General features: G+C 42.5%; 14 protein-coding genes. 10 read left to right on the forward strand and 4 right to left on the reverse strand.

Annotation, left to right across the window (positions count from 1 at the left end):
- The first annotated feature begins 61 nt into the window (after nucleotides 1–61).
- Nucleotides 62–3,238 (forward strand): GNAT family N-acetyltransferase, encoded by a 3,177-nt coding sequence (locus ACQKMP_RS12360; protein ID WP_427469480.1) that lies wholly within the window; start codon nucleotides 62–64, stop codon nucleotides 3,236–3,238.
- Nucleotides 3,225–4,100 carry an amidohydrolase family protein gene (locus ACQKMP_RS12365; RefSeq protein WP_042189698.1) on the forward strand — a complete coding sequence of 292 codons (876 nt, stop codon included), beginning with the start codon at nucleotides 3,225–3,227 and terminating at the stop codon, nucleotides 4,098–4,100. The genes ACQKMP_RS12360 and ACQKMP_RS12365 overlap by 14 nt, the downstream gene beginning before the upstream one ends.
- A gap of 131 nt (nucleotides 4,101–4,231) precedes the next feature.
- On the opposite strand, the gene ACQKMP_RS12370 is transcribed toward ACQKMP_RS12365, so the two are convergent.
- A complete protein-coding gene (locus tag ACQKMP_RS12370; RefSeq protein WP_076299323.1) occupies nucleotides 4,232–4,786 on the reverse strand; it encodes a helix-turn-helix domain-containing protein in 555 nt (184 codons plus the stop codon).
- A gap of 124 nt (nucleotides 4,787–4,910) precedes the next feature.
- Between ACQKMP_RS12370 and ACQKMP_RS12375 the strand changes: the two genes are divergently transcribed.
- From ACQKMP_RS12375 to ACQKMP_RS12385, 3 genes are all read left to right on the forward strand, one after another.
- Nucleotides 4,911–5,492 carry a LysE family transporter gene (locus tag ACQKMP_RS12375; RefSeq protein WP_341124676.1) on the forward strand — a complete coding sequence of 194 codons (582 nt, stop codon included), beginning with the start codon at nucleotides 4,911–4,913 and terminating at the stop codon, nucleotides 5,490–5,492.
- Nucleotides 5,493–5,610: 118 nt separating this feature from the next.
- On the forward strand, nucleotides 5,611–7,011 hold the full coding sequence (locus tag ACQKMP_RS12380; RefSeq protein WP_427469481.1) for an ADP-ribosylglycohydrolase family protein: 1,401 nt from the start codon (nucleotides 5,611–5,613) through the stop codon (nucleotides 7,009–7,011).
- Nucleotides 7,012–7,097: 86 nt separating this feature from the next.
- Nucleotides 7,098–7,901: a CAP domain-containing protein gene (locus ACQKMP_RS12385; protein WP_339302222.1), complete on the forward strand. Its 804-nt coding sequence runs from the start codon at nucleotides 7,098–7,100 to the stop codon at nucleotides 7,899–7,901.
- Nucleotides 7,902–8,038: 137 nt separating this feature from the next.
- Here ACQKMP_RS12385 and ACQKMP_RS12390 read toward each other — a convergent pair whose 3' ends face one another.
- Entirely contained in the window at nucleotides 8,039–8,317 is a 279-nt protein-coding gene (locus ACQKMP_RS12390) for a hypothetical protein (RefSeq protein WP_042189690.1), read from the reverse strand.
- Nucleotides 8,318–8,399: 82 nt separating this feature from the next.
- On the opposite strand from ACQKMP_RS12390, the gene ACQKMP_RS12395 reads away from it, so the two are divergent.
- From ACQKMP_RS12395 to ACQKMP_RS12415, 5 genes are all read left to right on the forward strand, one after another.
- Nucleotides 8,400–9,977, forward strand: coding sequence for a spore germination protein (locus ACQKMP_RS12395; protein WP_427469482.1), 1,578 nt, complete (start codon nucleotides 8,400–8,402; stop codon nucleotides 9,975–9,977).
- On the forward strand, nucleotides 9,967–11,148 hold the full coding sequence (locus ACQKMP_RS12400; RefSeq protein WP_340971193.1) for a Ger(x)C family spore germination protein: 1,182 nt from the start codon (nucleotides 9,967–9,969) through the stop codon (nucleotides 11,146–11,148). The genes ACQKMP_RS12395 and ACQKMP_RS12400 overlap by 11 nt, the downstream gene beginning before the upstream one ends.
- A gap of 33 nt (nucleotides 11,149–11,181) precedes the next feature.
- Entirely contained in the window at nucleotides 11,182–12,288 is a 1,107-nt protein-coding gene (locus ACQKMP_RS12405; RefSeq protein WP_339265841.1) for an endospore germination permease, read from the forward strand.
- Between the two features lie 92 nt (nucleotides 12,289–12,380).
- Nucleotides 12,381–12,806 carry a MarR family winged helix-turn-helix transcriptional regulator gene (locus ACQKMP_RS12410; RefSeq protein WP_042189684.1) on the forward strand — a complete coding sequence of 142 codons (426 nt, stop codon included), beginning with the start codon at nucleotides 12,381–12,383 and terminating at the stop codon, nucleotides 12,804–12,806.
- 149 nt (nucleotides 12,807–12,955) lie between these two features.
- Nucleotides 12,956–14,350, forward strand: a complete 1,395-nt coding sequence (locus ACQKMP_RS12415) for an MFS transporter (RefSeq protein ID WP_427469483.1) — start codon at nucleotides 12,956–12,958, stop codon at nucleotides 14,348–14,350.
- A 25-nt stretch (nucleotides 14,351–14,375) separates the two neighbouring features.
- Here ACQKMP_RS12415 and ACQKMP_RS12420 read toward each other — a convergent pair whose 3' ends face one another.
- Entirely contained in the window at nucleotides 14,376–15,491 is a 1,116-nt protein-coding gene (locus ACQKMP_RS12420) for a GerAB/ArcD/ProY family transporter (RefSeq protein WP_379423740.1), read from the reverse strand.
- A 23-nt stretch (nucleotides 15,492–15,514) separates the two neighbouring features.
- Nucleotides 15,515–15,757, reverse strand: a complete 243-nt coding sequence (locus ACQKMP_RS12425; RefSeq protein WP_042189679.1) for a hypothetical protein — start codon at nucleotides 15,755–15,757, stop codon at nucleotides 15,515–15,517.
- Nucleotides 15,758–15,762: the final 5 nt, after the last annotated feature.

Here is a 15,762-nt window from a genome sequence, read left to right on the forward strand (position 1 = left end):
GTAGGAGTTATTTGAATAAAGTTGTATACATACTCTATTTGAGGAAAAAGGAGCTGAGAGCATGACTGTTAAGACTACAGCGGAACAAATCCGCATTATAGAATATGATCCTTCTTACGCTAAGGCGGTTGCAGAAATGTGGAACCGTAGCAACGAAAGCTGGGGTGGAGGCACCAATCAGAGAACAGAGGATACAGTACGCCGCGAGATGGAAATCTCGTCCAATCTGAATGTGTTTCTCGCCGTTGATGGTGAGGAAGTGGTCGGCTTCTGCAGTTTTGCTCATTACCGTCAAGACGAAGGAGCTTTGTATGTCCCATTGTTGAATGTACGACCTGATTATCACGGATACAAGGTAGGTCGTAACCTGATTTTGAACGCTGTTCGCACAACAATTGAAGCGGGCTGGCCACGTCTTGATCTGTTTACTTGGGCAGGCAATACGAAGGCCGTACCGATGTATAAGAAATGTGGATTCTTTTGGGAAAAAAATGAGGATTACGTTCATCTGATGAACTTTATTCCGACGGTTCTGCAGACGGAAGCACTCGCTCCTTATTTTGAACAGCTGGATTGGTATGCAGATAGTACCCGTGAACTGCCCATTCAGCCGGATGGTCGCCGGGAGCGTGGTTTTGATTTCTTCGATTACACTTGGCAAAAGGGAGAACTCTCCTTACGTGCAGAATTCGAGAAGACCGGTCGCGGCCTGACGGCTCTTGATACACCTGACTATGAAATCTCCACGGAGATTGACGATCACGATCTTGTATTCGGTTCCACCTACAAGATTCGCTATCACATCAAGAATCGTTCGGCGTCTGATCTGGCTATTGAGATCAAAGGCCAAAATGACAAAAATATTCGTTTTGCATTGTCTGCTGCACCAACACTCGCGCCAGGAGAAACACTTATCGTAGAAGGTGAGTTCGAGCTTGATCCGATTCGTGAAGAGCAAAACGACAAGAAGACTCACCCCGTGGTTATGAGCAAATGGATCATCGGTGGCAAGCGCGCTGAGTTCCGCATAGGTGTTGCTCCTAAATTCCCGCTGAAAATGATGATGGAGTTGCCAACACGTGAGCTGTATCAGGGTCTTCCCGCTGAGCTATATTTGAATGTTGAGAATAATTTTGCAGCGGAAGCGGAATTTTCTTTTGATTTGCCAGAGGAAGAATTTTTGACGTGGGCGGATAGGACAGTAAGCTTCTCGGTTCCAGCTAAAAGTAAGGCTTCCATCCGAGTACCCTTTACCCTGAATTCATATGGCCTTTATTCACGGGATATTGAGGTGACGGCCGTTCCGACTGGAGAGAAGGCAGTGTCCTTCATCAGCAAATTATCTGTGCTAATGAAAGGAACACATGGCCGCTTCGGTGGGGAAAACGGAGATCAGTGGGTGGCTGTAAACGGCGCCTACTCCGTACATCTTAATAATAACGACAATGGGATTTGGATTGAATATCCCGGATCGAGCCATAATTTCTGGTTAACCCATCCGAAGTTAGGTAAACCATTCGCCGAAGAATTCTCGAAGAAACAGGCTGAAGAAGTAAAGATCTATTCCGAAGGAGAGGGCCAAGTTCTAGAGACCCTTTATGAATCGGATGAATTCCCGGGTCTGGAGATAAAAAGAGTGGCTAAGCTCTTTGCAAACGGAATCGCTGAGTTTTATAGCGAGGTACGCAATACTAGTAACCAAACGTTGGAAGAGGATATGTATCTGCTAACGAATTTCGGATTTTTTGGCAAACGGCTCATCCTGCCTTATCAGGGGCATTACGTAGATATGGGCGATGCTTATTCGGGAGATCCGAGTTATTGGGACAGCGCTCAAATTACGGAAAATTGGTTGTTTAGCAAGGAAGAAAATGTCACATGCGGCGTTTGCTGGGACCCTTCGCTGAAGCTACTTCGTCAGGAGTATCCACTTGGACTGGAGCATAATCTTGGTCAAATCTCTGCTGGAGATGTCGTACGAACAAAGACGCTGGTGTTCGCTTTAAACACCTTCCTGAAGTGGTCGGATTTCCGCACCTTTGCACGGAAGCAGCTGGATCCGATCACACCGGTGTTGGATGATCATCTTGAATTAACGCTCGGCGGTGGAAATCCGTTTGAGGCGGGGACGCTTCATGCGGAGTTCATCGAACGAAAGATGACTCCGCTTAATGGAAGCCTCGAGTTATATGTACAAACGGATAGAGGAGAAGAGCAGAAAGTCGCTGAGATGGATCTGCAAAGAGAGCAGAATCTGCACTCCGCGGGCTTTGAGCTCTCGCCTGAGGAAGCGGAATCATCTTCAGAACACAGCCAATCAGGACAGAAGGTTCGAGTCGTCTATCGTGGAGAGGATCGTATTCAAGAGCGAGCAGGCCTCTGGTTCCCTCAAACGGAAACAGCAGCCGTTATCTGTGACACAGAAGAGGGACCAGCGGGTCCTATTTACACTGTGAGTAACGGAGTACTTTCTATTGCAGCTGCTCCTGATTTCGGCAGTGTTGTGCATTCCCTGAAGCACCATGGAGAAGAATGGCTGGATAGCTCCTACCCGGAAGCAGCACCACGTTCCTGGTGGAATCCTTGGCATGGTGGACTCGGTGTAGGTATTTCAGGCATAGGTGGATTTAGTCGTTTGGAGGAGCCAAGAAGCGCAGCTTGGACCGAGCAAATGGATGTTCAGGGCAATGTATGGAAAGGATTACGTATCACTACTTCGATCGAGAAGCAGGAAAAGAACCGAGGGATTGTTGTTAATCAGCATTACCTTATGCTCCCCGGCGTCCCTGTGCTCTGTGTGTTGCATTCGGTGACCAATGACAGCGGAATGACCCTGCCGAATTATTCGTTGTCGGAGGAGAATTATATCAAACCTTCGCCAGTCTATGCCGAAGGATGGATGGAATTCTCCAAGGAGGGCAAGTTCTTATTAGGAACGGTTGAAACCTATCTTGAGGCCAAGGGACTATTGCGAATTGGGGCATCTTCGCGTAAGGATATGCTGCATATGGTGAGCAGTCACCCGAATCAGAGTGCCTCAGCGTATGTGAACAATAAGGTATTTAATCACGGGGTGCATCATCATCTTCCGCTTCTCAATGGAGAAACCGTTTGGACACAGCCGTCCTTCCTGATCATGGGAGAACTCGCTCTGAATTCAGAGGATGTCCGCAGTCTTTTGAAGCTGACCTTTGCTAGACCTACTGACGAAAAGGAGATCTTAAATGCCGATCATTGATATTCACATTCATCTGTCGGACATCGACAGCTTTCATCAAACAGCACTGGATCTCTCTAAAGTTGATTACACTGCTGCCGGGCTCAAAGCGGAGTTTGATAAGAACGACGTTATTCTGGGCATTGGAATGGGGGTATCGGAGCAGACGAAGGGAGCTTTCCCTGACTCTACTTCCCCTAATCCGATGGGCCTTGACTTGGAAGACACTGTGCCGCCTTTCTTAATGGAATGCGTGGGGATCAATCCGAATATGCTCGGAGGCAAGGATGCTCAGGAGGAGCTCGACCGAATTGAGGCACGGCTGCAAGCGCCCGAGGTGGCTGGTATTAAGCTCTACGCCGGGTACTATCATCATTACGTTTATGACAAAATCTATTCACCGATCTATGAGTTGGCAGCCAAGTACGGCACGCCTGTCGTCATTCATACCGGTGATACGTACTCGATGAATGGATTGCTTAAGTATGCACATCCTCTTACGGTGGACGAATTAGCATTCCAACGACGTGATGTGAATTTTATGATTTGCCATCTTGGCGATCCGTGGGTGATGGATGCCGCCGAAGTGGTGGCCAAAAATCCAAACGTCTATGCCGATTTGTCCGGTCTTGTAGTCGGTGATCGGCCTCATTTTGAACGGTTCATGAATGAACCTCTGTTCATGGATCATTTTCGCCGGGCGCTGGTGTATTCCGACCACTATGAGAAAATGTTGTTCGGCACGGATTGGCCACTTGCTCCTATTGACCTGTATGCGGAATTTGTCCGTCGACTTGTCCCTGAGCAGCACCACGAAAAAGTATTTTACGAGAATGCCTTCGCCTTATTTCCACGCATCCAGCAGCGGATTGCGGCGCTCTAAGCATTACGAACAAGCCATCCTTTAGTTCTTTCTAAAGGATGGCTTGTTTTTTGTAAAAGGATATTAACTCATCTAGCAACCCTATCATAGAGAACGTAGTCCCAAGGCTCAAGTGCCTTGGGATTTTTTTGCTAAGAGGGGTAGTATAAAATCATGCTTAACCGGGTTATTGTTTGTCCTGGATTATGATATACATGGGGTTTGTCTGCGAGGAATGTGATAGAATCACCTGATTTCAAGAGGTATTCATTGTTATTGACACGGAAAGACAATTCTCCGTCAAACACGGTGATTAATTCTTCGGTACCTTCCATATGAGAATTGGCATCAAGGTATCCACCCTTGTCTATCTCCACGGTATAACCTTCAAACCGTTTACTTTCTTCAAATGGAAAAGATAGATACACTCGATATTTTCCGTTATCTTCAAGCAGTGGCTGAATGTCACTTCTTAAGATTACTCTTGTGTCAGGCTTTGGGTAATCTATCAGCGCAGAAAATGAAATTTTTAAGCCATTGGCGATTTTCCAAAGGGTTGTAATGGTTGGTGTCGATTCCCCTCTTTCGATTTGACCAATCATTGTTTTGCTGACTCCTGTTAATTCGGCAACCTTTTCCAGGCTTAACTCTTTACTTTTTCTTATCTTTTTTATATTTTCTGCAATAATTAGATTTATTTCTTCCACTGTAATTACTCCTGTCTCCATTTACTTTATAACGATCGTGATATACAATAAAACGCACGAATGTACGTTATAACGTCTGATAGATACATTATAGCATACAAGCTGGAAGGGGAGATATAATTTAGTGTTTGTTTCTTTGTTTTTATATGCATTTGTTGCAAGTTTTACTCCGGGACCCAATAACATTATGGCAATGAGTTTTGCAAACCAAGTTGGGCTGAAAAAAACAATGAAATTTTGTTTAGGAGTGGGTACAGGATTTTTTATAATCATATTGTTATGTTCCTACTTTAATCTACTTTTGAATAATCTTCTTCCACAAATTAAATCTATTATGGCTGTAATAGGCGGAGTCTACATGCTGTATTTAGCAGTTAAAATGATTACAAGTAAACAACCAGAAAGTGATGCAGCTGGAGATAAACACAATAGCTTTATTGCGGGAATGCTTTTACAATTTATCAATCCGAAAGGGATATTATATGGGATCACAGTTACATCAACATTTATCCTTACCTATCCTTCTTCCTCTTTTAGATTATTGAGTTATTCTTTAATTCTTGCTTTCATCGGTTATATGGGCACTTTTTGTTGGTGTTTGTGTGGTTCTCTTTTCAAAAAAATGATATCTAAATATAGAAGTCAATTTAATGTACTGATGGGACTGTTGTTAGTGTATTGTGCAGTTTCGATAGTATTGGGATGAAGGATTATTAAGGGAAAATCAATATTTGACCAATACTTTTTTATCTAGTTATCTTTTACTTCTAAAGCTTATGATATTGATGTATTGTGGATAGATACGAGGACAAAGGAGATGCAATATGCTACCATCACTCACATTTCTTAAACTTCAATTGGAAGGCGTTCTGCGTAATAAATTCGAGCAGGGGCATCAAACCTCCGGTTATTTAGCTAAGTTGGAAAAGCTCCCAGCAAGATATGATGCCTATCTAGAATTCGCCCATAGCTTGGCTGTCATTCCAATGAGGGACAACTGGCCTTACTATGAGCCGAACGATTTAGATGAGATATGGCGGGAATGTGATCCGGCTCGACCTCTAGGTCAGGTCGGGATTTTGAATCTGAAGGATAGCTCCAAGCGTGTAGAAGTAGGTTTCCTCGCTTCAGTCTGTGGCTCAATGCTGGGCAAACCGATAGAGGTAAATCCCAGCTTGTCGGAATTACGTCAAGCCTTAACTTCTGTAGGGGAATGGCCACTGAATGATTACATTTCTGAAGAAATTCTCCATGCACTGGATCGTCGTCATTGGTCTTGGTTTGAGACGACACGGGGGCGAATTCGTTATGTAGCACCTGATGATGATATCAATTACACATTAATGGGAATGATGGTGCTAGAACAATTCGGTGATGGTTTTACGAAAAGGAATTTAAGAGATTTATGGTTAAATCATCTTCCGCTAAGTACAACTTGGGGTCCGGAAAGAGCTATTTTGATGCGATCAGGCATTAGCTATTTGGAGCATGATAAGGAACTATTCAATCATTCTGAAATAGAGGCTTGGCCTGATTTTATGGTGCAGGGTACGGAACTATGCGGTGCGGCGATTCGTGCAGATGCTTACGGATATGCCTGTCCTGGTCAACCTGCGCTGGCTGCTGAGCTAGCTTGGCGGGATGCAAGTTTTACTCATCGCCGGACCGGCATTTACTCCACGATGTTCATTGCTGCTGCGATTGCTGTTGCTCACGTGCAGCGCGATCCCATTGAAATAATCAATACGGCTCTGCAATTCGTACCTAAAAGAAGCCGATTCTACGAGATTACTAAAGATTGCCTTGAGATGGTAGCGAATGCAGATGACTGGCTGGAAGCGTATCAGAGCATTAACCATAATTATGCGAATTATTGTCACTGTGATGTTTATCAGGAAATAGGCACCTTAATTAATACCCTGCGATTTGCAGACAATGTTGGTGATGGAATATGCAAGCAGGTGATGCAAGGCAACGATACGGATAGCTTTGGAGCAACGGCTGGCTCTCTGCTTGGGGTTTATTTCGGTCCTGATGGCTTAGAATCAAGGTGGCTTAAACCTTTTCAAGATCGGATTCATACGGGGCTTTCTAATTTTCATGAGCAAAGTCTTTCTTGTTTAGCGGAACGGATGGGGCGTTTACCAGTGCTGCTGCAAACCGGACGATTTCAAGTTCAGCCTAGTGAGCTCTACGTGAGCAAGAATACGGATCTCGATACATAATAAGTTTACAAAGAATCCACAGCAATGAATGTTGCTGTGGATTCTTTTGCTTTTTATTTTTTGAATTAGCGATGAATAATTCAATCGTGCTTTACAAAAACTTTATTCGATTAAGTCACAACTTTGCCAAATCAGGAGGGGTCGTTATTAAACCATTTATCGTAATAGTAGCGCTATTGCTCGTTACAGCTTGTTCGGGTAATCAATCGGCCAACAACCAAATGACTACTCAACAAACGAAGGTTGGACATCATGCTGGCAAAACAGCTACAACAACAACCTTAACTCAAGCGTCTTCTATTTCCACAGAGAATGCTGGTAAATCAACGATTAAGGCTAAACAAGTACCCGGCGATGTAACGAAATGGCTGGATGGGTTTATCCGCACTACTCCACCTACAGGTGGTACAACAGGGGATCAAACCACTTATCCGCAAACATCCGCTAAGCCACAGTATTCTGCTAATCCGCAACAATCGTCCAATCCACAATATTCTGCTAATCCGCAAACCTCCACCAATGCATCGGCATCTGTGCAGAAAGTATTGGAACTGGTAAACAAAGAAAGAACAAACGCAGGCTTGAAACCCCTTAGTTTGAATAGTGAGCTGTCGAAAATGGCTTTGGCTAAAGCGCAGGATATGTCCGACAACAATTATTTTGACCATCAGTCACCAACCTACGGATCTCCGTTCGACATGATGAAGGCATTTGGGATCTCCTATAATACAGCAGGGGAAAATATCGCCAAAGGCCAGTCGAGCCCGGAAGAAGTAATGAATCAATGGATGAATAGCCCTGGTCACCGTGCCAACATCCTGAATAGTTCCTTTACTGAAATTGGAATAGGTTACTATAACAGCGAGTGGGTTCAAGAATTTATTGGTTAGTGTGATCAGCAATCTAAACGTCACATATTAAAAGCTAATTTTTAAACCCCATGTCATCAGACATGGGGTTTATTTTTATAAAGGAGGGTAGTTAATTTCACAGATGGCTGGAAGATCGAAATCGATGTAGATGATTACTATTTCGTCTGGGTCTTGTCGACATGCTCGGATGGTTGACCTTGCGATGATGGAGATTGCTGTGGTAGCCATTTTTGTACCAGTGGCCACATTAAATAAGTTATTGTGCCTACAATCAAGAAATTAAAGATAATGAGTTCTGAGGTACTCATGACGCGAAAAGAAGCCATTAGATTACGAAATGTTTCTTGTATGCTAAAGAGTGAAATGAAGTCAAGCAGAAAGGTCAGTGCTATTACTAAGATTAATAAGAGTATAGTTACGACGAATATTTTCATACCACTTCCCTGCTTTCATTGTTAATCTTCCAATAATATTTGCTGTTAATGGGTAGAATAATCACGCAAAGAGCAGCAAATAATGGAGAGAAAGGTGAAGGGCATGGCAAAGGATGGCAATGCAAGTGGCAAAAGTGCTGGAAGCAATCCACAATGGACCGTCCCTTCAATTCCGATTGATTCAACAGAATTAAGAGTCAATTTAGGGCAGATTCGACAAAAGACAGGGAATAGTGGAGATATAATTATTCGTGAATTTACGATAGGGGGCTCGGAGGAGGAGCTTCAAGCCGCAATTATTTATGTGGATGGCATTGTTAACAATACAACCATTAATCAATTTGTCATGGAAGTCTTGCTGAACGTCATGCTGAGTAATGAACAAAGGACATTAAATGATCTGGTTCAAGTAATCACAGATAAAATTGTTCCAATCGGTGGTCTGAAGACACTTGTTCAATGGGATGAACTCTATGATGCTTTGTTGTGGGGGCAGACTATTTTATTAATTGATGGATCGAAAGAAGCCCTAGCGATTGCTACATCGGGCGGTGAAGTCCGCGCCATAGATGAGCCTGGTACAGATACTTCTATTCGAGGATCTCGTGAAGGGTTTGTTGAAAGCCTAACGACAAATATTTCGATGGTTCGGCGTCGCATAAGAAATCCTAATTTATGGCTGGAATCGATGACATTAGGTCAAGTTACACATACCAGGATAGGGATCATGTACATAAATGGGATTGCGGATGATAGCATTGTTGAAGAGGCGAAGCGACGTCTCCGCAAGATCAAGTTGGATAGCATTCTGGAATCAGGATATATTGAGAAAATGATAGAAGATCAGAGTTTTACTCCGTTTCCAACGGTCCTACCTACAGAACGCCCAGATACCGTCGCTGCTAATCTTTTAGAAGGAAAAATTGCAATTATGGTGGATGGAACCCCCTTTATGCTAATCATCCCAGCCGTTTTTAATCAATTCTTTCAAATTACAGAGGATTCTTATCATCGGTATGATATCAGTGTTGCATTGCGGCTGTTACGCATCGTAATGTTTATCATTTCGATGATTGGACCTTCTTTCTATATTGCAGCAACAACCTTTCACCAAGAAATGATACCAACACAGTTAGTGATTTCGCTTGTTTCACAGCTAGAAGCAACGCCATTTACCGCGTTTGTTGAGGCGCTATTAATGGAGGTTATTTTTGAAATTCTGCGTGAAGCGGGTGTTCGTATGCCAAAAGCAATTGGATCAGCAGTATCCATCGTTGGAGCACTTGTCATTGGGCAGGCAGCTGTACAAGCAGGTTTAGTGTCAACGGCAATGGTTATTGTTGTTTCACTTACAGCTATCTCTAGTCTAGCGACGCCTGTTTTCTCGATTGCTGTATCCGCGAGATTGTTACGTTTTCTCCTCATGATCAGTGCAGCAACGTTCGGTTTCTTTGGAATGATTCTTACCTTGATTATGATCATTGCACATATGTGTAGTTTACGTTCATTTGGTGTACCTTACATGGCTCCTTATAGTCCAATGATGCATGTAAAGAATAGTCAGATTCATGCACCTTTACCGATTTGGATGAGACATTTGATTCCAAAATTGATGAAGAAGCCTACAACAGAGCAAGTGGGTGATCAAGATGGGACGTAGAATGGCACGGCTTTGTTTGTCGATGGTTATGATTGCTCTCCTTACGGGTTGCTGGGATAGTCGAGAGTTAACGGATATCGGTTTTGTGGTTGCGATGGCGATTGATAAAGGAGAAAAAAAGAACATTAGGGTTACGGTTCAGATCGTGAATCCAATAAATGTCTCAAGTACACAAGGAGGAGGTAGCCCAATGCCTTTACCTCCAACCACATATTCAGCAGAAGGAAATAATGTATTTGATGCCACTCGCGTTCTCTCACAAAAACTTTCTAGGCAATTGCATTATGGTCATGCGATAGTTCTCTTGGTAGGTGAAGATTTAGCTACAACACAAGGGATAAAGAAGCTTTTTGACGGCATTGAGCGGGATAGTGAGTTTCGTCCTTCCGCTACAATGGTTATCGCGAGGGGAACGACGGGAGAAGAAATCATTAAACAACGAACGAGTCTCGATAATTCACCTGCCATTAAAATTAAGAAAATGGTAGCTGAAACCGAGAAAGCCTTTGGTGAAAATATCGATGAGAAAATATACCAAGTCATTCAAGCCATCGTCTCATCTGGTAAAGAACCTACGATTACTGGCATTCAACTCGATTCTACAAATAAAGAAGATAAATTAATGGCTAATGGGATTGCTACTTTTAAAGATGGGAAATTAATGAAGTGGTTAGACGGAAATGAAAGCCGTGGATTCTTATGGGTGTTAGGCAGAGTTAATTCGACATTGTTAACCATGGATTGGAATGGTCAGCCACATACAATCGGGATCGAGAATATACGAACCAAATCATCATTTCATTCAAGCTTTGATAAATCCGGTAAACCAATTATTGAGGTGAAGATTGGTGCGGATGCAAATATTGGTGAGGTTGATGTCCCAATTGATGTAACTAACCCGAGATTGTTTTTGCAAATTGAGCGCCTGTACATGCAAGCCGTTCATGATGAAGCGGTAGCCACGATTAAATTAATGCAACAGCAAAAGTCGGACATTTTTGGATTTGGAGAAGTGGTGCATCGTGATCACCCTAAGCAATGGAGAACGTTAAAGCGGGATTGGAACGATGTGACCTTTCCCACGATTGAAGTAAAAGTGAAAGTGGAGGCTTATTTGCGTAATACTGGGTTGCGTAATAGAACCATAATGGAAAGTATCGATAATAGCTGATAAATGAATTGTTCATAGAGAGAAGGAGTGACGTTGGAAAAAGCAAAGATCAGTCCCCGTCAATTGCTTATTCTTGTATTGATGTTTGAAATCGTGAGCGCGATTATCTCCGGATTTGGTGCAGAAGCCAAGCAAGATGCATGGATCACCGCAGTCCTCGGAATGCTCGGGGGAATTTGTTTATTTCTAATCTATCATCGATTGTCTTTATTTTATCCGGATCTTCCGCTCACGGAATATGCGAAAAAAATATTAGGGCCCGTTGTGGGTCGTATCGTCGCCTTGTTATATGTCGTCTATTTCTTGTTTAATGGGAGTTTTGTAGTCCGTGAATTTGCCTCAATGGCTGTATCCTTTGTTTTTACACAGACTCCCTTTCTCGTTATTATTGCTTTGATGCTACTTTCGGTTATGTATGTCATTGGAAAAGGTATTGAGGTGTTGTCGAGGACAGCAGAGCTCTTTTTTTCTGTGTTACTTCTTGTTACTGTCACCGGTCTAAGCTCGATCCTTACGTCTGGGAATGTAAATCTTCAAAATTTAAGACCTGTACTCGAAGAGGGATGGTTAACCGTGCTGAAGCAATCGATTCCAAGCACCGTTGTATTTCCTTTTGGAGAGATTATAGTGTTCTTGATGTTGTTTCCCTATGTGAATAAACCGCAACAAGTGAAGAAAACAGTGATTACAGGATTATTGATCAGCGGATCTTTTATCGCGTTTGTTACGATGCTAAATGTGTCTGTCCTCGGTGCGGATCTATTTACAAGAACACAATACCCATTGCTGACAACCTCGGAGTTGATTGAGGGAAGAGCTTTACTAGAACGATTGGATGTATTGTTTCTCGTCACGGCTATTGTCGGTGGTTTTTTCCGGATCGGCATTTATTTATATGCGACACTAATCGGTGCGGCAACATTGTTCGGTATTCCCTCCTATCGTAAATTAATGATCCCCGTGACTATGGTTATGTTTATTTGTTCCATTGCGATGGCAGGAAACTATGTAGAATTTATCTATACAGGATTACGTGTCGTCCGGTTCTATGTCCAGATTCCGATGCTGTTTATCATTCCACTAATACTTCTAGTGATGGGCTGGTTTCAAGAGAAGAAGAAGCTGAAATCTGCGAAATAAGGAGCTTATATTCTAGAGTTGCATTTATTAGCCTTTACAATTATACTCGTCATAGCAACTATGATCATATCAATTATCTGGAGGCTATAGCATTGGAATTAGAAAAATACATAGGTGTAATTGTACACCGGGCAGATTTGAAGCTGAATAACTATTATCAAAAAGTGGTAAATCCCTTTGATATTACGGTGGACCAATGGGAGATCCTCGTTATTCTTTGGGAGAGTGAAGGGATTACTCAAAAGGATATTGCTGAAAGACTATATAAAGATCAGACGAACATTGCGCGTATGCTCTTCAAGCTTGAAAAGAAAGGCTTTGTTCATCGTGTAACCCATGAGACGGATAGAAGATCTTTACGTGTATATCTAACCTCTAAAGGGCGTGAAATAAAAGATGAGATTCTTGCTCCCTCTCTTGAAGCGTATAGAAAGACCATTGAAGGGTTAACTGAGGAAGAGGTTGAAACCTTTAGAAGGCTACTTTCTGTCATTCATAATAATGTAAAGGATTTATAGTAGATTTTGTTTGTAAAAGAATAGATCATCTCAACCCAATTAGTTGCTATGACTATTATCGTCAAGACCATTTGTTTTGAATCGTTTGTTTATTATCTAATACTTGCTATGGCAACTAATGCTTCGACAATTATAAGGAGGATTCAAAGATGAGAATAAGCAATAATAAAATCGGGATTTTTGATGCCCAGTACAGAGCGTTGACTATCGGTATTATTCTGGCAGTCACAACAGTAGCATTTGAAGGATTGGGGGTTACGACGATTGCACCAAAGGTGGCGCAAAGTTTGAATGCGATCCATTATTATGGTTGGATTTTTAGTGCATTTCTTTTATCCCAAATCATTGGCACAATGGTCATTGGACAGCAGATTGATAAGAATGGTGTATATAAATCATTTGTAGTTTCTATTCTAATCTTTGTTACGGGTATCATCATTGCAGCAACTTCCTTCAATATTTACATGTTGATCGGCGGAAGAGCTTTTCAAGGTTTCGGAGCAGGTGCACTTTTAACTTGTGTATACTCCAGCATTACTTTAAGTTACCCTGACAGTCTAAGAACAAAAATACTTGCAGCTTTCTCTAGTGCTTATATTCTTCCAGCATTAATTGGTCCTTATATCGCAGGGTTTTTAGCCGAAAATCTTTCGTGGAGGTTTGTGTTCTGGCTTGTTCTGCCGTTCATTGTTCTATCTGTATGCTTAACGCTCCCATTATTTCGTAAGTTACAAGCTGAAAATAATAATGCTTCATCGACGAAAAGAGGGACGTATAAAGAAATATACGCAATTTTATTAACATTAGGAACAGGGCTGCTATTAGCAGGATTAGGATTTTTACCTTCTTGGAAGGGGATTGTGATTTCAATTGCAGGGGGCTTTATTATGATTCAACCTTTACGGAAACTGCTGCCAGAGGGTGCTTTAGTAGTTAAAAAAGGTTTGTCGGCAACCATTGTTACTAGAGGGCTGTTTGTTGCATGCTACTATGCTGTTGAAACCTACGTTGTTCTAGCTCTAACAAATGTTAAAGGGTTATCGGCAGATGTTGCGGGCTTAATCGTTGCTGCTGGGGCTATAAGTTGGTCAATAGCAGCGTGGCTGCAATCCAAGCTTGATGAACAAGACCATGGGAGGGGCCGTAGACAACGGGTGATGATTGGCGTTGCATTTATGATTGTCGGAGTTGCACTGGTCATAACCGTGATAGGCATTTCAGGTAATGGAATCGTGCTCGCAGTGTTCTCACAAATACTTACCGGTTTTGGAATAGGGCTGGCACATCCAACCACGGGAGCCATTGCACTACAGCATGCCGAAGATGGCGATGCAGGTTCAATTTCAGCGAATATTCAATTTATTGATGCGTTTAGTCCTGCACTTAGCATCGGATTAGGCGGTGCCCTAATTACCGTTAGTGAATCCTTTGGATGGGGCGTAATGACAGGAATTCTCTTGGCCTTATCGATCCAGCTTTTTTTCGTAATTTTAAGCTTTTTAGCTACTTTCCGAATTGCGAAGAAGGCAAGCTTAGGCAGATAATATATAACTGTAATCTAAAATTGGATCAGAACTGTTGATTCTTATGCTTTTTCATGTGGAATCGAATAAAAGTGACCAACAGAATCAGAAGAAAAGGCAGGATGTATGCCAAATTAGTGATCAACGGCCAAGTAGTGTTTACGATTTCTGTGAGCTCAGATTCTTGTGTGTAAGTCGTTACTGACAGCAGAAGGCAAATAAAAGCAAGCGGGAAGACAATCAGTCTTTCATTTTCCAATCTGAGAAGCTCCTTCATGACTTTAATAAGAATAAGCAGCAGGATTGAAGCCTTGAAATAAAAGCCAATAATTAATGAAAAACCGATCACGGACTCGACCCGTTCTATAGTTTCCTGAAAATAAATTAACCTCGCCAACTGGTACAATGAATATTTTAAGCTTCCGGACAGGGGTCCCAGTACCATAATACTGCTAATGACAGAAGCAATTAACGTCAGAGCATTTATAAGGAGTGCCAGATACATTTGTTTTCCTAGCTTTGATTTATCTTCTTTATGCACAAACGGTAAAATTATTGAAAAAACGATTAGCTCGGAATAGGGAAAACCATAGACTACATATGCAGCACTCAGGATAGGTCTAACTCCATCAGGCATGATGGGCAGCAGGTATTCGGGATGATACAAACCTGCTACAAGAATCCAGACCAAGATAATAAATCCGAACATTAGAGACATTAAGACTGCGGCCATACGGGCAATTACTTCGATGCCAGCGAGCGCTGTCATAGCAATCGTTATAAAAAACATCGTATTTACCGCATAAGTAGGCGTTTCTTTTAACATCGTACTTTTGAAAAAGGTACCGATCTCAATGACAATTCCTGCGACATTCCAAAACAAAACACATGTGAAAGGAAGTAATAGAACGAGAGTCAGCCCATTTCCAAGCACAGCGCGACTTTGTTCCACAAGTGATAGCTCTGGGGCTCGTCTATTTAAATATAGAATACCGGATAGCAGAAGCATTCCTGTGGCCGAGGCAATAATGAGAGAAATCCAGGCTCCATTGCCAGCAAAGTTAGTTAGTGAAGCAGGGACGATGACGATTGAAGAGCCTGTCATAAAGAAGAGAAACAGCATGGACATTTGGATAGAGCTAACACGTTCTTGCTTATTCATACGTTCCTCCTCTTTCTATACACTTATGAAATAGCCGGGTTGATCCAATGGACGATGTGTTCAGCTGGACCCGTAAGTAGATTGAAGAGCGAGTCCAAATTAGGCCATGGCTTTGCTGCTATGAAGATAAACCCGAGATAAAGAACCGGCAGCAGAAGGACTCCATAGACCACTCGATCACGAACGGAGGCCTGTCTAAACTTTGGGAGGTCATGGGCTAGCATAGCGGAAGCTAATAGCAGTACACAGATAATTTGTCCCAGCATAGCTA

Source organism: Paenibacillus sp. NPDC101420, from assembly GCF_050277435.1.
Classification (GTDB): Bacteria; Bacillota; Bacilli; order Paenibacillales; family Paenibacillaceae; genus Paenibacillus_AQ.